Below are 20,564 nucleotides of genomic sequence, written 5' to 3' on the forward strand. Positions count from 1 at the left end.
TTTCGCCGCCTTCGCACTCGATATGAGCGTCGTGCCGACATCCATGAAGGGCTCCTTAAACTCGCATGTTGCCTGATCTGCTGGCGAACGCTTCAGCGCTCGGACGACTCTTTTTGAAACATTCTCTTAGTCTCGCGTGCTTCGAACTCGGAGGCTTGAAGAATCAATCAGATTCTTTAAGCCACTTTATGTACAAACCGCCTGCGTCGAAATTCGCTTTCGTGATTGAAGCATTCGCGCGTCGCGGCAAATTGTGAATCTTGATGTCCGATTCCGCTATAACCACTTCCGCCACTTCCGCCACTCCCGCCACTTCCGCCGTTCTGGTCACGCTCACAACACCCGTCGAGTCAGTCCATCTTCTGTGGTCCATCCTGCGAGACGAGGGTTTCGACGCCGCCGTGCTGCGCGCCGCGGAGCTTGCCGCTGCAGGCGTGACGTCGCAATTGCATGCTGACCTGAATGCGAGCGCCGGGCGCTTTGAAGAGGCGTATCACAGCGCATCGCAGGCCCAAGCGGAAGCCAACGGCGTGCGTCATGCCCGGCTTGCGTTGTTCGCCGACGTGCTTGGCCGTGGCGAAGTTGCGCGGCATCACAGCGACATGGCGGTGGCCGCGCAGCCGCTCGCCGCCACGCTCGAATGGACGGCCTGGCTAATCAACGACTGCGGCGCGCATTCAGCGGCGGCGCACATGCTGCGCGCCTATCAGCGGCAAGTGCCGCAGGACGCGCGCGCGCCATGGTGGCTGGCAATTTCGCTCGACGCGCTGGCTGGACCCGCCGCGCGCGAGGAGCGGCGGGCCGCGCTGATGCGCGCCTATGTGCTCGACCCGGCCGTCGATCCCGTGTTGCCCTTGCAACTTGCATTGGCGTTGCGTGAGGTTGGCGATTGGCCCGCGGTGGAGCACGTGTGCCGCGAAGCGCTGGCGCGCAATCCTGCTGACGCCGAGATGGCCTGGCAACTCAGCCACGCGCAATGGCAGTGCAACTACGCGGTGGCGGCCGAGGCGACCATGCGTGCCGCGAACGCAGCGTCGCCCGGCAACGCGGACGTGCTGGCCGCCATCGGACTGTATCTGTGCGAGCAGGCGCGCTACGACGAAAGCGCGGCAATGCTGCGTGAAGCGCTCGCGATCAATCCCCACGCGGTGACGCCAGCTATCGATCTCGCGGATCTGGACCTGCGGCGCGGCGCATGGGCAAGCGGCTGGAAGCGTTTCGAGGCACGTCTCGCGCGCGACGACCGCCAGCCGAACAACATCGTCTCCGTCATGGCGCGGCTGTGTCCGCGCTGGCATGGCGAGTCACTCGCCGGCAAGACGCTTGTCGTGCACAGCGAACTGGGTAACGGCGACGACATCCACATGGTGCGCTACGTTCCGCGACTCGCCGCGCGCGTGCGTGAAGAGGGCGGCCGGCTCGTGCTCTGCGTGCGCAAGTCGTTGCAAGCGCTGCTGGCGCGCTTTTACGAGGACTGCGTGTCGATCGAAGATGGTCCGCTTGGCGCGCCGGATTACTGCCTGCCCATGATGAGCCTGCCGCTCGTGTTGAGTCTGCAACCGGAGCAGGTGCGCGGCGACGCTTATCTGCGCGCCGATGCAAACAAGCTGAGCGCATGGCGCGAGCGGTTGTGCAAGCAGGCGCCGGAGGCGAAGCTGCACGTCGGCCTGGTGTGGTCGGGAAGCCCGACGCACCGTCGCGACGAAAAGCGCTCTATTGCTCGCGCGGCGCTTGCACCGCTGCTGTCGCTCGCGGACGTCGAGTTTTATTCGCTCACGCCCGGGCGCACGGCCGATGTCGCGGTGTTCAACGCGCAGGGCTATCGCGTGTTGGATATGACGGCGGATTACCACGCCGGGTTCGACGATGCCGCTGCTCACCTCAGTGCGTTGGATGCGCTCGTGACGATCGACAGCGCGCCGCTGCATTTGGGTGGTGCGTTAGGGCGGCCGGTGTTCGCGATGCTTGACCACGTGTCGCATTGGGCGTGGGGTAACGAGGAGACGCAGCTGTGGTACGACTCGCTTGAATTGTTCAGGCAGCCGCAGCCGGGGCAATGGGCGCCGGTGGTCGAGCGCGTGGTGGCGCGTCTGAAAGCGGTGATGGCATCCCGCGCAGCCAGCGGGAACTCTAACGTGACCGCGCATTCCACGGCGAACGGTTGATCGAGATACCAATGCGCGATTCCGATTCATCAACCGGCCAGCTTTTGTCGAACGACGCCAATGCCAATGCCGACGCATTGCATCAACTGGGCCTCGCTCACTTCCGCGATGGAAAGCTCGACCGGGCATGCGAGCAGCTCGATCGCGCATTGAACGTCGCGCCCGACCGCGCGGACATCTGGGAGCATCGCGGGCTGCTCGCCGCGCTGCGCGGCGACCGGATCGCGGCTGAAGCGTTCTACTATCGAGCGCTGAGTCTGAGTGGTGGCAGCGCCAGCTTGCATCGGAATCTGGCGGATTGCCTGAAGCTCTCCGCGCGATTCATCGAAGCGCGGCAGCACTATCTTCAGGCGCTCAGCTCTGAGCCCACGTTGCATCATGCGGTTCGCGCGCTCGCTGAGATCAGCACCGAACAGAAACAGTACGCCGATGCCGCGGACTATTGGCTGCGCGCCTGGGCGCTCGACTCCACCAACGTGGCGGACGCGTCCATGCTCATCGCGGCTTTGTCGAAGGCGCGCCGCGATGCGGAGATCGACGGTTTGCTGCCCACGCTGCGTGCATGCTGCGCCGCGGATGCCGCCGCACTGCAGGAACTGGCGTTCGCGCTAAACGGCGCCGAGCGCTTCGCCGACGCGATCAGCGTCGCGAGGCAGGGAATCGCCATCGATCCGCACAACGCGTGGCTGCATCACAACGCATCGTTCGCGTTCAACATGCTTGGCGACTTCCAGCAAATGCACGTGCACGCCGCCGAAGCCGCGCGGCTCATGCCGGACCACGCGCTGATGCAGTTCAACCTCGCCGCAGCGCAGCTTCGCGCCGGCGATTTCGAGCGCGGCTGGAAGCAATACCGATGGCATGACGCGCTGCCGGAAAATCACGATCTCGTTCGCCCGGATTTTCCGGAGTGGCAAGGCGAGCGGGTGTTGGGTTGCCGGTTTCTGCTTGTCGGCGAACAGGGGCTTGGCGATCAGATCCAGTTTCTGCGGATGGCCGATTGGCTGCATCGGCGTGGCGCCCGGGTCGACGTCTGGGTCGAGGGGCCGCTCGGCGATATCGCGCGCGAAGCCGCCGGCGTGCATGCGGCGTGGGCCACCGTGCCGCCGGGCCCCTATGACTTTTGGTGCCGCATGCTCCGAATGCCGGCGCATATGAACCTTGACATGTCGATGTTGCCGCTTGCCGCGCCGTATCTGAACGCCGAGCCTGCGAAGGCGCAGCGTTGGCGCGACCGCGTCGAGGCGCTCGGCACCGTCGGTGCGCAAGGCCCGTTCAGAAAACGCGTCGGCATGGTATGGGCCGGCAATCCGGCTTACGTGCTCGATCGCTACCGGTCGATTCCGCTTCAGCAATGGCGGCCGCTTCTGGAGCAGCCGGGCGTGCGTTGGTTTTCGCTGCAGAAGGGCGATGTGCAGAACGATGCCGAGGCGTGGTCCGAGGGCATCGATATGCATGTTCTCGGACCGGAGATTCACAACTTCTCCGATACGCTGGCGATCATTCAGTCGCTCGATCTCGTGATCACGGTAGACACGGCGGTCGCGCATCTGGCCGGCGCGTGCGGCACGCCGGTCTGGGTGCTGGTGCCCACGTTTACCGACTGGCGCTGGGTGGTCGAACGCGCTGATAGTCCGTGGTATCCGTCAATGCGACTGTTCAGACAGCGCGAGTTGAACCAGTGGGACACAGTGCTGGCCGAGGTCGCCCAAGCACTGCGGGAGTATGTCGCAGATGAGCCGGATGCGCGCGGCGCATCCGAACCTTGCGCCACCTCAGTGTAAGTAGCCAGAAGCGGCCGCGCTTACTTCTTGCCCATCAATGTTTCCATCGTTTCGCCGCGTACGACGATCTCGGTGCGGCGGTTGAGCGCGCGGCCTTCCGGCGTCTCATTGCTTGCCACCGGATTGTTGTACGCGTTGCCTTTCGTGCGAATCCGCTCCATCGTCACGCCGCGCGCCACGAGCGCGTAACCCACGGCTGTGGCGCGGGCTTCCGAGAGTTGCTGGTTGTATTCGAGTGTGCCGATATTGTCCGTATAGCCTTCGACGATGATCGGCTTCTTGCTGCGCTTGAGCAGCAAGAAGCCGATCGGTCGACGACCGCGCTGGCATCGCCGCGCACTTCCGATTTGTCGAAATCGAACAGCGCTTTCTCGGGCAGCTTGACGGCTACGCCATCTGCGACTGGCGCGACTTCGATGCCCACCGCCTTGTTCAACGACGTCTCGGTATCGCGGTTCAGCGGCGCCGCGCAGCCTGCCACCAGCAGCACCGACATTGCGCAGGCGCTAAGGCCGATAAGTTTCTTCATGTTTGTTCTCTCATTAGTTTGCAGATCAGATCAGATGGCGCGTCCGTCGACAGCGGACGAATCGCCGGCTCATAAAGCACGAAGGTTTTATCGTGCGTCGCTGCCGACAGAGAATCGGACCTTTCTGAAATCGGGAATTTGATCGAGGGTTTCGGCACCAATGCCGCGACGACGCCAAACCGCCGGAAAACGCGCGTGCGGGCCGGGGAATGGTCCGACAGTCGCGCCGTTATAATCCGAACCCATGCCTATCCGTTTCAATGCCGCCGACGCGCACTGGCGCGTCGCTCCCTTGCCTGGCTTTAGCGCCGTGCAGAAAGACTGGTTGACCCGTGGCGGTTCGCTGACCGCGCATCTGCGCGCGCTCGGCGCGGTCGCCGTGCGCGTCACGCGTGAAGGCGTGGCGTTGCCGTGGGCCGATGAGCATGCCGCGCTGGCTCTTCGCGTGCGTGTGCCCGTCTGGGTGCGCGAGGTCGTGTTGTCGGTCGACGACGTGCCGTTTGTCGCCGCGCACAGCGTTGCGCCTCTCGCCGCGAGCGTGGGCGTGTGGCAGGCTACGCGGCGGTTGCGCACGCGGCCGCTCGCCGAACTGCTGTATAGCGATAGCAGCGTGGCGCGCTCCGCACTGGTGAGCCGTCGCGTGACCGAACGGCATCCGCTGTACCGGTTGGCCGCGCGTGAAGTCGGCGGGTCGCCGCCGCATGTGCTGGTGGCGCGCCGCTCGGTGTTCGAGCGGCATGGCGAGCCGCTCATGGTCACCGAATGCTTTTTGCCGGCGCTGTGGACGCATCTCGCGTCGTTCTCGAGGGCGGGCAGCGTTAGCTGCTCAAGCGAACACACCTCCGATGCCACACACGCTGGCCACCCGCGCATGCGCGAACATGGCAGGCCGATCGAACACACGGCATCGCGCGCGCATCCCGCAACGCGTGCGGCCGGCGAGCGGAGCCGCTGATGTTGCGCGGCTTTCCTCCCGTTGTCGCCGCGGATACTCATACGCTGATTCTCGGCAGCTTTCCCGGCGAAGCGTCGCTGGCCGCGACGCAGTACTACGCGCATCCACGCAACCAGTTCTGGCGCCTGCTCGGCGCCGTCGTTGATGAACCGCTCGCGGAACTCGCGTATGAAGAGCGGCTGCGGCGCCTGCTCTCGCACGGCATCGGCGTGTGGGACGTGCTCGCCGCGTGCCATCGCGAGGGCAGTCTCGATGCGGCGATCCGCAACGCGCAGCCAAACGACTTCGCGTCGCTGCGCGAGCACTCGCCCTGCCTGCACAAAGTCTGCTTCAACGGTAAGACGGCGGGCCGTTTCGCGCCAGTGATCGGCGCGGCCGGCTACACGACCCTCGTATTGCCTTCGTCGAGTCCGGCGAATGCTATGCTCTCGTTCGACCAAAAATTGCGCATGTGGCGCGACATCCTTACATGACCAAACTCATCAAGCGCGCGTCGGCTGAAGCGCGTGCATTCCGCGGCCGTAACGCTGACGGCGCGGGCAAACACCAGGCAGTGCGCAACAAAAAACGCGTCTCGTACGACTCACACGACGGCGATCTGCACGACGCGCCGCAAATCGAAACACCGCGCAAGCCCCGTTTTGCGCCCGTCACCTTCTCGGAAGAGGGCGGCGTGCGCTACCTGCATTTCGGCACGGAATGGGTGCAAGGCGCGATGCGTCTGCGCAAGCCCGATCACATCGAACTCGAATACGCGCAGCAAATGATGGCGTGGCTGCTGTTCATCGAAACGCCGAAGCGCATCGTTCAACTCGGTCTGGGCGCCGCAGCGCTGACCAAATTCGCGCACCGCTTCCTGAAACGAGCGAAGGTCGAGGCGGTCGAAGTGAACCCGGCGGTCGTCGTCGCCGCGCGCACGATGTTCGACCTGCCGCACGACGACGCGCGCCTCACGGTGCACGAAACCGATGCGTGGGACTTCGTCAACGACCGCGCGAACCACGGCACGATCGGCGCGCTGCAAATCGACATCTACGATGCGACCGCGCGCGGCCCTGTGCTCGACAGCGTCGGCTTTTACCGTGCGGCGCGCGCGTGTCTGACGGATGCGGGCGTGGTCACAGTGAATCTGTTCGGCGACCATCCGAGCTTCGTGCGCAATATGAAGCGGCTGAACGAAGCGTTCGACGCCCGCGTGGTCGCGCTGCCGGAAGTGCATGACGGCAACCGCATCGCGATCGCGTTCTCCGGCCCCGCGCTCGACGTGCCGTTCAAAGCGCTGCAAGCACGCGCCAAGCTGATCGAGGCGGAACTCGGCTTGCCGGCGCGCAAGTGGATCAAGGGCCTGCAGGAATCGACCGGACAGACAGGCGACTCGTTCGCCATCTGATTCCGGTCAGCGCCGAAGAGACCGGGCCACCACGGTCCGGCCTCGCCACGAGCAACCGTCGCATCCACGCGACGGAACAAAGCCGCTATCTATCCGGCATTGAAGCGGCGCTTCGTCGTTGCCCCATCTGGTTCGAAGGCCGATAAGGGCGATAAGGCCGACAATCCCGATGAGGCAGCAGAACCGCGCTGCGCGGGACTATCCGCCGCGCCACTTCATCTCCGGTGCCCATCCGCTGAAACACCGTGCCGCCGGCTCCGGCAGCCAGCGCCGTGCCTCGGGTCGTCCCTGCTTGACCGCACGTTCGCGGCTCCTATACTCTTTCGAAGCTTTTCGGGGCACTCGTGTCCCATGCGGGGCGATCCTCCGCGGGCTTGCTACCGCGAGGCGGCCCTCCGCTTTGGGGATCTACCACCCGTCGAACACGGGCCAACATTTCAATAATAGGTAAGAGGAGACGTCATGGCTCACGACGCCGACGCGAAAAAAGCCAGCAAGCACTGGCTCTGGCTGTTGCTGTTGCCCTGGATCGCCATGGTCTGGGTGCCGTCGTACAACAAGGTTGAACCGGTGCTGTTCGACTTTCCGTTCTTCTACTGGTATCAGCTCCTCTGGGTGCTGATCAGCGCGGTCATCACGGCGCTCGTGTACATCAAGACCAAGACGCGCTCGCCGGGCCGTCCTCAGGGGGACGCACGATAATGAACGCCATCGCAACTTTCGTCTTCGTTCTGTTTTTCATCGGCGTCACGATTCTCGGCTTTATCGCGGCCCACTGGCGGCGCGGCGATCTCGCCCATCTGGAAGAGTGGGGCCTGGGCGGCCGGCGCTTCGGCACTATCGTCACGTGGTTTCTGCTGGGTGGTGATCTCTACACCGCATATACCTTCATCGCCGTGCCCGCGCTGGTATTCGGTGCGGGCGCGACGGGTTTCTTCGCGCTGCCGTACACGATCCTGATCTATCCGTTCGCGTTCGTCGTATTCCCGAAACTGTGGAGCATCGCGAAACGTCAGGGCTACGTGACGTCGGCGGACTTCGTATCGGCACGCTACGGCAGCCGCATGCTCGCGCTGGCGATTGCCGTGACCGGCATCCTCGCGACCATGCCGTACATCGCGTTGCAGCTGGTCGGTATCGAAGTGGTGATCGGTGCGCTCGGCTTCGACACGAAGGGCTTCGTCGGCGATCTGCCGCTGATCATCGCGTTCGCGATTCTGGCCGCGTACACGTACACGTCGGGCCTGCGCGCGCCGGCCATGATCGCGGTGGTCAAGGACATCCTGATCTACATCACCATCTTCGCCGCGATCATTGTGATTCCGCCGCAACTGGGTGGCTTCGGCCACATCTTCAGCGCCGTGCCGCCAGCCAAATTGCTGCTGAAGGCGCCGGACGTGTCGAGCCTGAACGGCTATAGCGCGTATGCGACGCTTGCAGTCGGCTCTGCGCTCGCGCTGTTCCTGTACCCGCATTCGATCACGGCGGTACTGTCGTCGAAGTCGGGCAATACGATCCGCCGGAATATGGCGATGCTGCCGGCTTACTCGCTGGTGCTCGGCCTGCTCGCGCTGCTCGGCTTCATGGCGCTTGCCTCGGGCGTGAAGGACATGCCGGAATTCGCGCCGTACTTCAAGGCGTTCGGCCCGAACTTCGCGGTGCCGGCGCTGTTCCTGCACTTCTTCCCGTCGTGGTTTGTCGGTGTGGCGTTCGCGGCCATCGGCATCGGCGCGCTGGTGCCGGCGGCGATCATGTCGATTGCGGCAGCGAACCTGTACACGCGCAACATCCACAAGGAGTTCGTCAACCGCAATATGACGCACGAACAGGAGACCAACGTCGCGAAGCTGGTCTCCCTGATCGTCAAGGTCGGCGCGGTCGCGTTCATTCTCGGCCTGCCGCTCACTTACGCGATCCAGTTGCAATTGCTCGGCGGGATCTGGATCATCCAGACGCTGCCTGCGATCGTGCTCGGTCTGTACACGCGCGTGCTCGACTATCGCGGCTTGCTGCTCGGCTGGGCAGCCGGTATCGCGACCGGTACCTGGATGGCGGCTTCGCTGAAGCTCGCCAGTTCGATCTTCCCGATTCACCTGTTCGGTATGGCGATTCCGGGCTATGCGGCGGTGTGGTCGCTGATCGTGAACCTGGTGGTGGCCGTCGTGGTGAGCCTGCTGGTGCGCGCGTTCGGCATGCAGCGCGCCGAAGACCGCACGCGTCCGGAAGATTATCTGGACGTGGTCGAAAGCTAAGACTCGCGACGAGACTGGGCCGGGCCGGCTGGCCCGGCTGGCAAGTCTAAAAAACACAGCGAGAAACACAATGCCCGCGGACGAAAGTTTGCGGGCGTTTGTGTTTCGGGCGCACTCCAGGGCACGATAGCGGGACTGTCTACCAAAGCGTCGTTCGCTCCGCCATGGCTTCTGCCGATTCCCGTACCGTGATTCCGCGCCGCTCGGCGGTGAGCCGCATGGTCCGCGCGATCACGTCGCCGTACTACCGCTATCGACACGCGAAGGTCCTGCACAGTCTGCGTGTCGGGTTTGCGATGCTGTTCTCGATTCTCGCCACCACCGGCATCGACATTCCGCACGGCATCTGGTCGTCGGTGACGCTGCTGGTGGTGATTGGGGGTTTGCAGCACCACGGCAATATCCGCAAGAAGGCTGCCGAGCGGGCGGCGGGCACGCTGCTCGGGGCGTCCATCGGACTTTTACTGATCCTGCAGCAGAATCTGCTCGGCTCGCTGCCGCTCACCTACGTGTTGATGTCGATCGTCGCGGGGATCTGCGCGTGGTTCGCGATCGGGTCGTCCGGCTATATCGGGCTGTTGACGGCCATCACAATGTGCATCGTCGCGGGACATGGCGACAATGTGATCGACGTCGGCCTCTGGCGCACGCTGAACGTGCTGATCGGCATTGTGATCGCGCTGGCGTTTTCATTCGCGCTGCCGCTGCACGCGACATATTCGTGGCGCTACGGGCTCGCGACCAATCTGCGCGAATGCGCGCGAATCTATACGCGCTTGCTGGAAGGCGAGACGATCAGCGCAGAAGAGCAGATCAAACGCTTCCTGCAAATCAACCGGCGCCTAGTGCAATTGCGTTCGTTGATGCCTTCGGTCGCGAAGGAGATCGACGTGCCGCAAGCGAAGCTTGAGGAAATTCAGCGGCTGCATCGCTCGGTGTTGAGTTCGCTTGAACTGCTCGCGACGGGTCCGTTGATGCAGGCCGACGCCGCTGCGCGCGCCAGGTATGTCGCACAGTGCGGCGCCGACGTGCGCGAGGTTCGCGCCATTTTGCTGGCGACGGCGCGTGGCCTGCGTTTTGGCCGCGCGACGCATTTTGGCATTCCGGCGGCCGGAATCCACGCCGCGTCGCCGCTCGCGCCAGCGCTCGGCGGCGCGGCTCTCAAACTGCCGCTCGACCTGCAAGGACCGTATTGGCTCGGGCAGCGGCTCGCGGAACAGGTGGATCGGCTGCGCGCCTTGTTACTCGAGACTGAGCAGAACTGGAACATCGAACGGCATTCGCGGATGTTGCAGAAGGCGTAGGCGGCGTGCCGCACGATTTTGTCGGTCGCTGGAGCTAGCAGGGCTGACGGAACTGGTTGCCACCTGCGTCGCGGATAGGCCGCTTACGGGTGCCGCCGCCAAACGCCGGCCGCTCGTACGGCTGTCACCGCAGTTCACCGCCGCTCACCGCAGCTCAGTCATGCGGCAGCGTCACCATCCACATCAGACCGAAGCGGTCCACTGCCATCCCGAAGCCTTTGCTCCAGAACGTCTCGCCCCAAGGCATCACGACCTGGCCGCCGTCCGCGAGCGCGTTGAAGTATTTTTGCGCGGATGCCGTATCGTCCGCCGTCAGCGACAGACTGAAGCCGCTCATGGGCTTGGCGTCCGGATCGCAATTGCCGTCGGACGCCATCCATTGGGTGGAACCCATCTGGACGTTCGCGTGCATGATCTTATCTTCGACGCCGGCACGCGGCTGGTTTTGCTGGTCGGGCGGCGCGTCCCTGAAGCGCATCATGGACGTGACTTGAGCGCCGAGGTGCTGACGGTAATAATCGAGCGCTTCTTCGCAGCGGCCGTTGAAAAATACGTAGGGTTGAACTTCCATCATCGTCTCCCGAAATATGGAACTGTGACACCTCGCTGCCGGACGGCAAACTGAGCGCAGGCGTGCTGACCATTTTAGGCAACGGTTTTGGGCTAATTGTGACTTTGTGTCGTGAGGAAAAGACGCTCAGCAGCAGCGGCTCAGTGAGCGGGCTCAGCGGCTCGGGTCAGCAGGTCTGCTAAGGGGGCTTGCTGAGTGGCCTGACTGAGCGGCCTGACTAAGCGGGCAGACCAAGCGGGCAGACCAAGCGGGCAGACCAAGCGGCCCGTCATAAAAACGCACCGTAAACCGCCCGTGGCCCCGAACCGTGAGGTTCGGGGCCACGGGTTGCAGCCGCATGCGTCGACGGCTGGAGCCGTTTAACGCAGCGCTTCAATCAGTTTTTCGAGCTTGACTGCGTCCGCTGCAAACGCACGGATGCCTTCGGCGAGCTTTTCGGTCGCCATGGCTTCGTCGTTGACGAGGAAGCGGAACGACGCTTCGTCGACCGGCACGCGCTCGATGTCCGCGTCCTTCGCGCTGTCCGGCGAGAGCTTGCGCTCCACCTTTTCAGTGCTTTCGTGCAGCTTTTGCAGCAGATCCGGGCTGATGGTCAGCAGGTCGCAGCCGGCCAGTTCCAGAATCTGACCAGGCGTGCGGAAGCTCGCGCCCATCACCTCGGTCTTGTAGCCGAATTTTTTGTAGTACGCGTAAATGCGGCGCACGGACTGGACGCCGGGATCGTTCGCGCCGCCGTCTTTCGCTTCATCCCACGCACTGCCGGCGTTTTTCTTGTACCAGTCGTAAATGCGGCCGACGAACGGCGAGATCAGCTTCGCGCCCGCGTCGGCGCAGGCCGCGGCCTGAGCGAGCGAGAACAGCAGCGTCATGTTGCAGTTGATGCCTTCTTTCTGCAGCACTTCGGCCGCGCGGACACCTTCCCACGTGGAAGCCAGTTTGATCAGCACGCGTTCGCGGTCGATGCCGTGGTCCTTGTACAGCGCGATCAGTTCGCGGCCCTTGGCGATCGAGGCCTGCACGTCGAACGACAGGCGCGCATCCACTTCCGTCGACACGCGGCCGGGGATGATCTTGAGGATTTCGGTGCCGAATGCGATCAGCAACTGGTCAATGATCGCGCCCAACGGCTTCGACGCATGATCCTTCACCGTTTTTTCGAGCAGCGGCCGGTAGTCGTCTTTCTGCACGGCCTTCAGGAGCAGAGACGGATTGGTGGTCGCGTCCTGCGGCTTGTACTGCGCGAGTTGCTGGAAGTCGCCGGTATCGGCCACGACTGTGGTGTATTGCTTGAGTTGATCGAGTGCGGTTGTCATGTTCGAGCCTTCAGGGCGCGTGCGCCATGGTTCAGGAGAATGAGGTCGCCGCCGGACCGAAAAACCGGTCTTCGGCGGCCGCGAGTTACGCTGCAGCACTGTCCCGATGTTGCCGGGAAACGCTGACGGATGCTTCTATTTTATGGCGGATCGTCTGATGCAGTATTGACAGTTGGCAGCGGCAATCCGTTCACGGCGATTCGGCAGCGATTTGAGGCGTCGGGTTCCGCGCAGGTTAAAGCGCGCGGGCGCGGCTGCGCCGCTAGATGCGACGCATGAGGCAACGGCGCTTGCGAGTGCTGTGCCATGCAACGGTGCTTAGCATGCGCCGCGTCAAAGGCACCGAATCGCCGCATACCGCAACGGTCCGTGCCGTGCGTCGCGCCATGCAACGGCGCTCGTCCAACGCCGCATCACGCAACGGCGCCTGCCGCGCGCCGGGCGGCGTCCGGCGTGCACCATACCGCGTCCACCGCCCCCTCATGCCCGCCGCGCGTTCAGCACGACTTGCGTCAGCACGCCCGCCACTAGCCCCCAGAACGCCGAGCCGATGGACAGCAGCGTCAAGCCCGACGCCGTCACCATAAATGTAACCAGCGCCGCCTCGCGCTGCTTTACGTCCTGCATTGCGTTGGCGAGGCCGCTCATGATCGAGCCGAACAGCGCGAGCGCTGCGACCGACACAACCAGTTCGCGCGGAAACGCCGCGAACAGCGCCGCAATCGTTGCACCGAAAACGCCGGCGATCAGGTAGAAGATGCCGCACCACACCGCGGCTGTGTAGCGCTTGTCGCGGTTTTCATGCGCTTCCGGCCCGGTGCAGATCGCCGCGGTGATGGCGGCTAGGTTGATGCCGTGCGAGCCGAACGGCGCCAGCACCAGCGACGCAATGCCGGTTGTCGAAATCAGCGGCGCGGAAGGCGTGGCATAGCCGTCCGCGCGCAGCACGGCGATGCCCGGCACGTTCTGCGACGCCATTGCGACCACGAAGAGCGGAATGCCGATGCTGATGCAGGCGGCCAGCGAGAACGCCGGCATCGTGAACACCGGATGCGCGAGCGCCACCTGAAAGTGACTGAAATCCAGCAGTCCGAGTGCGCCTGCGGCGATGGTGCCGGCGATCAGCGTCATCGGAATGGCATAACGCGGCGCGAGGCGTTTGACGATCAGGTACGTGAAGAACATCGTCAGCACGAGCGCCGTCTGGAACTGCGCAGCGCGGAATATCTCGATGCCGATCTCGAACAGGATGCCCGCCAGCAATGCCGCGGCGATGCCCGCAGGAATTTTCTTCATCAGCGTATCGAACCAGCCTGTCAGGCCGACCACCGTCAACAGTAGCGCGCAGACGACAAACGCACCAATCGCCTCGGCGTAAGCCACATGCGGCAGCGACGACACCAGCAGCGCCGCGCCGGGCGTCGACCAGGCAATCACGATAGGTGCGCGAAAACGCAGCGAGAGCCCGATCGTGCACACGGCCATGCCGATCGACAAGGCCCAGATCCACGATGAAATTTGCGCATTCGTCAGATGCGCGGCCTGGCCGGCCTGGAACATCAGCACGAGCGAACTGGTGTAGCCCGTCATCATCGCGACGAAGCCCGCGACGATGGTGGACAGCGACGTGTCCGCGAGCGGATTGAAACGGCCAGGAGGCACGCCGGCAGGGGACAATTCAGGCGATGACGAGCGGCTCATGCAAATGCTTTCTTATCGTTGAGGGTAGAGCGTGACCGGACTATTTGCTCAGCATGCGCATGGCGGATTCGAGCCCGGCGAGCGTGAGCGGGTACATGCGGTGGCCGAGCACTTCGCGGATCGCGCTGACGGACTGGCGGTAGGCCCACAAGCCTTCCGGTTCGGGATTGAGCCACGCATGATGCGGGAAGTGATCGGCGAGGCGGCGCAGCCATACGGCGCCGGCTTCGGCATTGTTGTATTCCACTGAGCCGCCCGGCTGCAGCACTTCGTAGGGACTCATCGTCGCGTCGCCGACGAAGATCAGCTTGTAGTCGGGCGTGAATTTGTGCAGCACGTCCCACGTCGGCATGCGCTCCGCGTGGCGGCGGCGATTGTTTTTCCACAGGAAGTCGTACACGCAGTTGTGGAAGTAATAGAACTCGAGGTGCTTGAACTCGGCCTTCGCGGCGGAGAACAGCTCTTCGGTGCGCTTGATGTGATCGTCCATCGAGCCGCCTACGTCCAGCAGCATCAGCACCTTCACCTTGTTGTGCCGCTCGGGCACCATCTTCAAGTCGAGCCAGCCGGCGTTCGCGGCCGTGCTGCGGATCGTATCGGGCAGATCGAGTTCTTCGGCCGCGCCTTCGCGCGCGAAGCGGCGCAAGCGGCGTAACGCCACCTTGATGTTGCGCGTGCCGATTTCGACCTGGTCGTCGTAATCGCGATAGGCGCGCGCCTCCCACACTTTCACTGCCGTGCGGTTGCCCGCCGAGTCGCCGCCGATGCGCACGCCTTCCGGGTTATAGCCGCCATTGCCGAACGGCGAGGTGCCGCCCGTGCCGATCCATTTGTTGCCGCCTTCGTGACGCTCCTTCTGTTCGTCGAACAGTTGCTTCAGGCGTTCCATGAGCTTATCGATGCCGCCCATGGCTTCGATCTGCGCTTTTTCTTCCGGCGACAGATCGCGTTGCAGCTTCTTTTTCAACCAGTCGAGCGGGACATCGAATGCGAGTTCCGAGGTCTGCGCGACGCCGTTGAAATACGCGCCGAACGCCTGGTCGAACTTGTCGAAGTACTGCTCGTCCTTCACGAGCGTCATGCGCGCGAGGTAATAGAACTCGTCGAGCGACGGCGCGATGACGTTGGCTTTGAGCGCCTCGAGCAGCGTCAGGTATTCCTTCACCGACACGGGCAGCTTCGCGGCGCGTAGCGAGTAGAAGAAGTCGATCAGCATGCTGGGTCCTCTGCGGCGGCGGGTGCGCGGGACGGGGCGCTCATCCGCGGTGGCTCATGGCTTCAACGATTATTGCGGTTCATGAAGATCAGCCGCTCGAACAGGCTCACGTCCTGTTCGTTCTTCAGCAGCGCGCCGTGCAGCGGCGGAATGATCTGCTTCTGATCCGACGAGCGCAGCGCCTCAGGCGGAATGTCTTCGGCGAGCAGCAGCTTGAGCCAGTCCAGCAATTCCGACGTGGACGGCTTTTTCTTCAAACCCGCGACGTTGCGCAACTCGAAAAAGCTCTGCATAGCCGCGCCCAGCAGTTCCTTCTTGATGCCGGGGTAATGCACCTCGACGATCTGCTGCATCGTGGCCGGATCGGGGAACTTGATGTAGTGGAAAAAGCAGCGGCGCAAAAACGCGTCGGGCAGCTCCTTCTCGTTGTTCGACGTGATGATGACGAGTGGACGCTGTTTCGCGCGGATCAGCTCGTGCGTCTCGTACACATAGAACTCCATGCGGTCGAGTTCGCGCAGCAGATCGTTCGGAAACTCGATGTCGGCCTTGTCGATCTCGTCGATCAGCAGCACGGTTTGCTCGTCCGACTCGAACGCCTGCCACAGCACACCTTTGACGATGTAGTTGCGGATATCCTTCACGCGCTCGTCGCCGAGTTGCGAATCGCGCAGGCGCGACACCGCGTCGTATTCATACAGGCCCTGCTGGGCCTTGGTGGTGGACTTGATATGCCACTGCAGCAGCGGCATTCCGAGCGCGGCGGCGACTTCTTCTGCCAGCATGGTCTTGCCGGTGCCGGGCTCGCCCTTGATCAACAGCGGGCGCTTGAGCGTCATCGCGGCGTTGACCGCGAGTTTGAGGTCGTCGGTGGCGACGTACTGCGATGAGCCTTCGAAACGCATGGTGAGATGCTCGTTGGGCGGAAAAAAACCCAGTATAAGTCAGAAGCCCTGTTGGCCTGAAACCGGCTCGCGTAAGGTTCCACCCGCGGTCGCGCGAGCGCCGCCAGGCCCCGCGACGTGCGGGAAAAGGGCCGCAAAATGGCTTGTCGCACGCGGCCCGCGGCCATAACCTCGCGCGCTCGCCACGGCCGCCCGCGGCGGCCCGCCGCGCCGCGGGCCCCGCGCGGTGGACGTTTGGCGCGGCGTCGCGGTACAATTAGCCCGATTTTTTTGGCCTGCGTGGCTCCAATAAGAATAACGGCGCGGGCCGTTGCCTTTTTGGGCGCCCGTTTCCCTTCAAGCCAGGTTACATGCTATGAATAAATTCGTCGGCAAACACGTCGTGATCGCAGCGCTGTCGGTGCTCGCGGGCTATGCGGCCAGTGCGCAGGCAGCGGATGTCGTCGGCAACGCGAAAGCGGGCCAAGGCAAGGTCGCGATGTGTATTGGCTGCCACGGCATCCCTGAATATCGCACGGCTTACCCTGAGGTCTACCGCGTGCCCATGCTCGGCGGCCAGAATCAGGCGTATCTCCAGAACGCCCTGCGCGGCTACAAGAAGGGCGACCGCCATTTCGAAACGATGCACGCGATCACCGCGTCGCTATCGGATCAGGACATCGCTGACATCGCTGCCTACTATGCGGCGCAAAATTCCTCATCGAAGAGCAATCCCGACAAGTGATCGGCTGCGGTTATCCATCCAGTCACTCGGCTATTAAATTCGCGGGATAGGAGAATTCATGAATAAGCCCCAACAGGCACTCCTCACGGCGTTCAAGGCTGCATGCGCGTCAGCGGCGGTATTCGCTCTGCTTGCAGCGAGCGTCGCGCAGGCGGCTGACGCCGGCAACGGCAAGGTGCTCTCAGAGAGCCACAACTGCGCGGCATGCCATGGCGCGAACCTCAACAAACCGGTGAGCCCGGAATATCCGAAGCTCGCCGGTCAGCACGCCGATTACATTTACTGGGCGCTGCGTCAATATCAGATGGGCAACGGCAACCCGCACCTCGGTCGCAACAACGCGATCATGCAGGCACAGGTGCAAAGCCTGTCGCAGGGCGACATGAAAGACATCGCGGCTTATATCGAGTCGCTGAACGGCGATCTGGTGCAGAAGAAGTAAGCGCGCCGCGCCGTAAGCGCGTTTGTGTGAGACTGAACGACACCCTGCTTCGGCGGGGTGTTGTGTTTTCAGGGCGTGTTTTTTGAAGCGTGCGTTTGTGGCCAGATGCGCCGTCAATCCGCTTTCGGTCTCGCGCCGTCAGTCGCCCGCCGTCAGTCCCGTGTAGCGCGCCGTTCGATTCGCTGCAAATAGGCGTCGGTGTCCGGCGGCAGACCGGTGCGCTGTGCTTCCCAGATCGTTTCGCCGAGGCACTCCATGATCGCGTGCTGCGCGTCGTGCGTCGAACCGAGCCGGGCGGCGAGACGCTCGTGCGCGGCACGAATGCCGGGCGGCTGATCGATCGACAACTGTTCGCTGATGGCCAGATGCATCGACAGATGCAGGAACGGATTAGTCTGCCCGCGCTCCGGCGAGTAGTCCTGAGCCTGGGCCGCATCTGCATCGGTCAGGTCCGCGTGATATTCGGGATGCTCGGTGATCCAGTCCGCGGCGATCGCTTCGAGCGGCGTCAGAATCTCGCCCTGACGTTGCTTGCGCCAGGTGTGGGTGAAAAATTGACGGACTTCGTCGCGGCTGGGATTGAACATCGTGGGACCGGTGCATTGAATGGGGAGTGTCAGAGAAGAACGCGGCGCAGGCGGGCCGCAACTGGCGGCTGCTATGACGCGGTCGCCGCGCGCCGCGCGCCGCGTGTGACGCACTATTTTACGCGCCCACGGCGTGGCACGCTGACGGTGCACCCGTTCACAGATCGGGCGGCGGCGTTTTCGGCCGGAACTCGCAAAGCGGTTCGATCACGCAATGCCAGCACTCGGGCCGGCGCGCCTTGCACACATAGCGCCCGTGCAGAATCAGCCAGTGATGCGCGTCCTTCTTGAACTCGGCAGGTGTGAATTTATCGAGCGCCGCTTCGACCGCGCGGACGTCTTTGCCGGGCGCCAGCCCGGTTCGATTCGCAACCCGAAAGATGTGCGTATCGACGGCAATGGTCGGATGGCCGAACGCGGTGTTCAGAATCACGTTGGCGGTTTTCCGTCCGACACCCGGCAGGCTTTCGAGCGCTTCCCGATCCTCAGGCACTTCGCCACCGAACTGGTCGAGCAGAATGCGGCAAGTCGCAATCACGTTCTTCGCCTTGTTCCGGTACAGGCCGATTGTCTTGATGTAGTTCGCCACGCCTTCCTCGCCGAGTTCGAGGATTTTCCTCGGCGTGTTGGCGACCGGGAACATCTTGCGCATTGCCTTGTTGACGGATACGTCCGTCGCCTGCGCGGAGAGCAGCACGGCAATCAGCAGTTGGAACGGTGTGGTGTACTCGAGTTCGGTCGTTGGATGCGGGTTGATGCTCTGAAGCGTCTCGTAGATGGCGCGGCGTTTATTCGCATTCATGCTGAGCGGGGCGGAAGCAGTTAGCGCGGATTGCGCGTGCCGGCCGGTGTTGGCGGCGGCTGTGTTTTGGCGCCGTCTTCGGCGAGATTTTCGGCAGAATTTTCGGTGGATTTTTCGGCGGGCTTTCCGGCGAGTCCCAGACGGCGGCGGCGTGCTTCGGCCGCGTCGATCTGCGCCTGCACGTCCGCGCTTACCTGCTCGGTGTTCAACGGGCCTTGGCCTTTGGCGGCCAGCTCTTCCTTCTTCTTGCGCGCACGCTCAAGCGCGGCCTGGATGATCGCGCGTTTCTTCGCGTCGGCGTCGTCGGTGACAGAGGTGGCAGATGCGGCGGAAGTTGCGGCTGCGGGAACGTTGTTTGACGACGCGTCAGTGGTTGCAAGCGCGGTCACGCCGCCGGTTCGCCGCGCCGCAGCACGCGCCTCGGCGGCTTCACGGTCGCGCGCGAGACGCGCCTCCCGCCGGTCATGCCGCTCGCGCGCCGCGTCGGCTTGCGCCTGGCTCCATGCATTCCAGCCGGTCGACTCGCCGGTGACCGGCGGCATCGAAATGCAGTCGACCGGGCACGGCGGCACACACAGGTCGCAGCCTGTGCAGAGTTCGGCGACCACCGTGTGCATCTGTTTCGGTGCCCCAACTATTGCATCGACCGGACACGCCTGCATGCACAACGTGCAGCCGATGCACAGTTGTTCGTCGATAACCGCCAGCGGACGCGGCCTTTCGACACCATTGGCGGAATTGAGCGGAATCACCGGTTTGCCGAGCAAGGCGGCGAGGCGCGCGACGCCTTCGGCGCCACCAGGCGGGCACTGGTTGTAGTTGGCTTCGCCGCATGCGACAGCCTCGGCATACGGACGGCAGGCCGGATAACCGCACTTGGTGCATTGCGTCTGGGGAAGCAGATCTTCGATGCGATCTGCGAGTGTTTTGATCTCTGTCACGGTCACGATATAGGGCCAAGCGGGGCTCGGCGGGCGGCCGCACAGCTTGAACTAAATGCCACATTATCGCCGATTTCCCCAATTGCCATTGGCAATCCATGTGCCATAATCGAAGCGCTTTTTTCGAAAGACCGCAGAAGGGTGTTCCCCCAACCAGCCCGTTCAGTGCTGTCGGTGCAAGGCCCGAGGAGAGGCCGGCGGTGCGATCCGGATAACGCGGCTCACGAAGACAATGCCACCATGAATCAGCCGAAAATCAAAAGAGATCCTGAAGGCACCCGGCGTCGCATTCTGCTTGCGGCAGCCGAAGAGTTTGCAAATGGTGGGCTATTCGGCGCGCGCGTCGATCAGATCGCCCGCCGGGCGGAGACGAACGAACGCATGCTCTACTACTACTTCGGTAGCAAGGAGCAGCTTTTCACGGCAGTGCTCGAGCACGCGTTCAGCGCGCTCAACGAAGCGGAACGCACGCTCGAACTGAACGGCATTGCGCCGGTTGAGGCCGTTACGCGCCTCGCGCATTTTGTTTGGGATTACTACCGCGATCATCCCGAATTGCTGCGCCTCGTCAATAACGAGAATCTGCATGAGGCGCGTTATATGCAGAAGTCGACGCGTATCCGCGAAATGATTTCGCCGATCGTTGCCACGCTCGGCAGCATCCTCGAGCGGGGTCAACGCGCGGGGCTGTTTCGCACCAACGTCGATCCGCTGCGCTTCTATGTCACGCTGTCGGGCATGGGCTATTACATCGTGTCGAATCGCTTCACGCTCGAAGCCACGCTTGGCCGCGATTTCAGCAGTGCGAGCGAACGCAGTGAGGTGATCCAGATGAACACCGAGCTACTGCTTGCTTATCTGTTGCGAAAATAAGCCGACGCCTCGCGTCACACTCTCAAAACTAAGAACGCTTCAGACGCTTCTCAACAGAGTCTTTAGATACAGCTGAAAAAATAACGGCCTCCCAAAGGAGGCCGTTCGTA

General features: G+C 63.1%; 20 protein-coding genes and 1 pseudogene. 12 read left to right on the forward strand and 9 right to left on the reverse strand.

Going from position 1 to position 20,564, the window contains the following annotated elements; all coding sequences use genetic code 11:
• The 3 genes and pseudogenes from C0Z16_RS23060 to C0Z16_RS23075 all read left to right on the forward strand — a co-directional run.
• Positions 1 to 117: pseudogene (locus C0Z16_RS23060) on the forward strand (IS5/IS1182 family transposase); the annotation flags it as partial.
• Between the two features lie 146 nt (positions 118 to 263).
• Positions 264 to 2,165, forward strand: coding sequence for a hypothetical protein (locus C0Z16_RS23070; RefSeq protein ID WP_244201327.1), 1,902 nt, complete (start codon positions 264 to 266; stop codon positions 2,163 to 2,165).
• Between the two features lie 11 nt (positions 2,166 to 2,176).
• On the forward strand, positions 2,177 to 3,949 hold the full coding sequence (locus C0Z16_RS23075; RefSeq protein ID WP_102634397.1) for a tetratricopeptide repeat protein: 1,773 nt from the start codon (positions 2,177 to 2,179) through the stop codon (positions 3,947 to 3,949).
• Between the two features lie 20 nt (positions 3,950 to 3,969).
• On the opposite strand, the gene C0Z16_RS39600 is transcribed toward C0Z16_RS23075, so the two are convergent.
• Positions 3,970 to 4,248, reverse strand: coding sequence for an OmpA family protein (locus C0Z16_RS39600; RefSeq protein ID WP_407070696.1), 279 nt, complete (start codon positions 4,246 to 4,248; stop codon positions 3,970 to 3,972).
• Positions 4,249 to 4,722: 474 nt separating this feature from the next.
• Here C0Z16_RS39600 and C0Z16_RS23085 point away from each other — a divergent pair, with 474 nt between their 5' ends.
• The 6 genes from C0Z16_RS23085 to C0Z16_RS23110 all read left to right on the forward strand — a co-directional run bounded on the left by C0Z16_RS23085 (position 4,723) and on the right by C0Z16_RS23110 (position 10,379).
• A complete protein-coding gene (locus C0Z16_RS23085; protein ID WP_102634398.1) occupies positions 4,723 to 5,433 on the forward strand; it encodes a chorismate--pyruvate lyase family protein in 711 nt (236 codons plus the stop codon).
• Complete coding sequence (locus C0Z16_RS23090) at positions 5,433 to 5,906, forward strand: DNA-deoxyinosine glycosylase (protein ID WP_102634399.1); 474 nt, start codon at positions 5,433 to 5,435, stop codon at positions 5,904 to 5,906. The genes C0Z16_RS23085 and C0Z16_RS23090 overlap by 1 nt, the downstream gene beginning before the upstream one ends.
• The gene (locus tag C0Z16_RS23095) at positions 5,903 to 6,823 is read left to right on the forward strand and encodes a class I SAM-dependent methyltransferase (protein ID WP_102634400.1); all 921 of its coding nucleotides are present in this window, start codon (positions 5,903 to 5,905) and stop codon (positions 6,821 to 6,823) included. The genes C0Z16_RS23090 and C0Z16_RS23095 overlap by 4 nt, the downstream gene beginning before the upstream one ends.
• Before the next feature lie 462 nt (positions 6,824 to 7,285).
• Positions 7,286 to 7,525, forward strand: coding sequence for a DUF3311 domain-containing protein (locus C0Z16_RS23100; protein WP_102634401.1), 240 nt, complete (start codon positions 7,286 to 7,288; stop codon positions 7,523 to 7,525).
• Entirely contained in the window at positions 7,525 to 9,075 is a 1,551-nt protein-coding gene (gene mctP / locus C0Z16_RS23105; RefSeq protein ID WP_102634402.1) for a monocarboxylate uptake permease MctP, read from the forward strand. Before C0Z16_RS23100 ends, mctP begins: the two co-directional genes overlap by 1 nt.
• A 164-nt stretch (positions 9,076 to 9,239) precedes the next feature.
• A complete protein-coding gene (locus tag C0Z16_RS23110; protein ID WP_175130717.1) occupies positions 9,240 to 10,379 on the forward strand; it encodes an FUSC family protein in 1,140 nt (379 codons plus the stop codon).
• Positions 10,380 to 10,533: 154 nt separating this feature from the next.
• On the opposite strand, the gene C0Z16_RS23115 is transcribed toward C0Z16_RS23110, so the two are convergent.
• From C0Z16_RS23115 to C0Z16_RS23135, 5 genes are all read right to left on the reverse strand, one after another.
• Positions 10,534 to 10,950, reverse strand: a complete 417-nt coding sequence (locus C0Z16_RS23115) for a VOC family protein (protein WP_102634403.1) — start codon at positions 10,948 to 10,950, stop codon at positions 10,534 to 10,536.
• 359 nt (positions 10,951 to 11,309) lie between these two features.
• Positions 11,310 to 12,263, reverse strand: a complete 954-nt coding sequence (tal, locus tag C0Z16_RS23120) for a transaldolase (protein WP_102634404.1) — start codon at positions 12,261 to 12,263, stop codon at positions 11,310 to 11,312.
• Positions 12,264 to 12,743: 480 nt separating this feature from the next.
• Entirely contained in the window at positions 12,744 to 13,964 is a 1,221-nt protein-coding gene (locus C0Z16_RS23125; RefSeq protein WP_102634405.1) for a benzoate/H(+) symporter BenE family transporter, read from the reverse strand.
• Between the two features lie 40 nt (positions 13,965 to 14,004).
• Positions 14,005 to 15,180 carry a vWA domain-containing protein gene (locus C0Z16_RS23130; RefSeq protein WP_102634406.1) on the reverse strand — a complete coding sequence of 392 codons (1,176 nt, stop codon included), beginning with the start codon at positions 15,178 to 15,180 and terminating at the stop codon, positions 14,005 to 14,007.
• Between the two features lie 62 nt (positions 15,181 to 15,242).
• The gene (locus C0Z16_RS23135) at positions 15,243 to 16,085 is read right to left on the reverse strand and encodes an AAA family ATPase (protein ID WP_102634407.1); all 843 of its coding nucleotides are present in this window, start codon (positions 16,083 to 16,085) and stop codon (positions 15,243 to 15,245) included.
• A gap of 355 nt (positions 16,086 to 16,440) precedes the next feature.
• Here C0Z16_RS23135 and C0Z16_RS23140 point away from each other — a divergent pair, with 355 nt between their 5' ends.
• Together C0Z16_RS23140 and C0Z16_RS23145 are read left to right on the forward strand one after the other, a co-directional pair.
• Positions 16,441 to 16,809 carry a c-type cytochrome gene (locus tag C0Z16_RS23140; RefSeq protein ID WP_102634408.1) on the forward strand — a complete coding sequence of 123 codons (369 nt, stop codon included), beginning with the start codon at positions 16,441 to 16,443 and terminating at the stop codon, positions 16,807 to 16,809.
• Between the two features lie 58 nt (positions 16,810 to 16,867).
• Complete coding sequence (locus C0Z16_RS23145; protein WP_102634409.1) at positions 16,868 to 17,251, forward strand: c-type cytochrome; 384 nt, start codon at positions 16,868 to 16,870, stop codon at positions 17,249 to 17,251.
• A 152-nt stretch (positions 17,252 to 17,403) separates the two neighbouring features.
• Here C0Z16_RS23145 and C0Z16_RS23150 read toward each other — a convergent pair whose 3' ends face one another.
• The 3 genes from C0Z16_RS23150 to rsxB form a co-directional block, all read right to left on the reverse strand.
• On the reverse strand, positions 17,404 to 17,838 hold the full coding sequence (locus tag C0Z16_RS23150) for a DUF1841 family protein (protein ID WP_102634410.1): 435 nt from the start codon (positions 17,836 to 17,838) through the stop codon (positions 17,404 to 17,406).
• Between the two features lie 157 nt (positions 17,839 to 17,995).
• Positions 17,996 to 18,640 (reverse strand): endonuclease III, encoded by a 645-nt coding sequence (gene nth, locus C0Z16_RS23155; RefSeq protein ID WP_102634411.1) that lies wholly within the window; start codon positions 18,638 to 18,640, stop codon positions 17,996 to 17,998.
• Between the two features lie 20 nt (positions 18,641 to 18,660).
• Positions 18,661 to 19,581 (reverse strand): electron transport complex subunit RsxB, encoded by a 921-nt coding sequence (gene rsxB, locus C0Z16_RS23160; protein ID WP_102634511.1) that lies wholly within the window; start codon positions 19,579 to 19,581, stop codon positions 18,661 to 18,663.
• A 240-nt stretch (positions 19,582 to 19,821) separates the two neighbouring features.
• On the opposite strand from rsxB, the gene C0Z16_RS23165 reads away from it, so the two are divergent.
• Positions 19,822 to 20,454, forward strand: a complete 633-nt coding sequence (locus tag C0Z16_RS23165; RefSeq protein WP_020065324.1) for a TetR/AcrR family transcriptional regulator — start codon at positions 19,822 to 19,824, stop codon at positions 20,452 to 20,454.
• Positions 20,455 to 20,564: the final 110 nt, after the last annotated feature.

The sequence above is a fragment of the Paraburkholderia rhynchosiae genome (assembly GCF_002879865.1).
Taxonomy (GTDB): Bacteria; Pseudomonadota; Gammaproteobacteria; order Burkholderiales; family Burkholderiaceae; genus Paraburkholderia; species Paraburkholderia rhynchosiae.

What these genes read in the sequence shown, in the direction of transcription:
- C0Z16_RS23070 (WP_244201327.1), top strand. Translation starts at nt 264, where the DNA reads ATGTCCGATTCCGCTATAACCACTTCCGCCACTTCCGCCACTCCCGCC.
- C0Z16_RS23075 (WP_102634397.1), top strand. Translation starts at nt 2,177, where the DNA reads ATGCGCGATTCCGATTCATCAACCGGCCAGCTTTTGTCGAACGACGCC.
- C0Z16_RS23085 (WP_102634398.1), top strand. Translation starts at nt 4,723, where the DNA reads ATGCCTATCCGTTTCAATGCCGCCGACGCGCACTGGCGCGTCGCTCCC.
- C0Z16_RS23090 (WP_102634399.1), top strand. Translation starts at nt 5,433, where the DNA reads ATGTTGCGCGGCTTTCCTCCCGTTGTCGCCGCGGATACTCATACGCTG.
- C0Z16_RS23095 (WP_102634400.1), top strand. Translation starts at nt 5,903, where the DNA reads ATGACCAAACTCATCAAGCGCGCGTCGGCTGAAGCGCGTGCATTCCGC.
- C0Z16_RS23100 (WP_102634401.1), top strand. Translation starts at nt 7,286, where the DNA reads ATGGCTCACGACGCCGACGCGAAAAAAGCCAGCAAGCACTGGCTCTGG.
- mctP (WP_102634402.1), top strand. Translation starts at nt 7,525, where the DNA reads ATGAACGCCATCGCAACTTTCGTCTTCGTTCTGTTTTTCATCGGCGTC.
- C0Z16_RS23110 (WP_175130717.1), top strand. Translation starts at nt 9,240, where the DNA reads ATGGCTTCTGCCGATTCCCGTACCGTGATTCCGCGCCGCTCGGCGGTG.
- C0Z16_RS23115 (WP_102634403.1), bottom strand. Translation starts at nt 10,950, where the DNA reads ATGGAAGTTCAACCCTACGTATTTTTCAACGGCCGCTGCGAAGAAGCG.
- tal (WP_102634404.1), bottom strand. Translation starts at nt 12,263, where the DNA reads ATGACAACCGCACTCGATCAACTCAAGCAATACACCACAGTCGTGGCC.
- C0Z16_RS23125 (WP_102634405.1), bottom strand. Translation starts at nt 13,964, where the DNA reads ATGAGCCGCTCGTCATCGCCTGAATTGTCCCCTGCCGGCGTGCCTCCT.
- C0Z16_RS23130 (WP_102634406.1), bottom strand. Translation starts at nt 15,180, where the DNA reads ATGCTGATCGACTTCTTCTACTCGCTACGCGCCGCGAAGCTGCCCGTG.
- C0Z16_RS23135 (WP_102634407.1), bottom strand. Translation starts at nt 16,085, where the DNA reads ATGCGTTTCGAAGGCTCATCGCAGTACGTCGCCACCGACGACCTCAAA.
- C0Z16_RS23140 (WP_102634408.1), top strand. Translation starts at nt 16,441, where the DNA reads ATGAATAAATTCGTCGGCAAACACGTCGTGATCGCAGCGCTGTCGGTG.
- C0Z16_RS23145 (WP_102634409.1), top strand. Translation starts at nt 16,868, where the DNA reads ATGAATAAGCCCCAACAGGCACTCCTCACGGCGTTCAAGGCTGCATGC.
- C0Z16_RS23150 (WP_102634410.1), bottom strand. Translation starts at nt 17,838, where the DNA reads ATGTTCAATCCCAGCCGCGACGAAGTCCGTCAATTTTTCACCCACACC.
- nth (WP_102634411.1), bottom strand. Translation starts at nt 18,640, where the DNA reads ATGAATGCGAATAAACGCCGCGCCATCTACGAGACGCTTCAGAGCATC.
- C0Z16_RS23165 (WP_020065324.1), top strand. Translation starts at nt 19,822, where the DNA reads ATGAATCAGCCGAAAATCAAAAGAGATCCTGAAGGCACCCGGCGTCGC.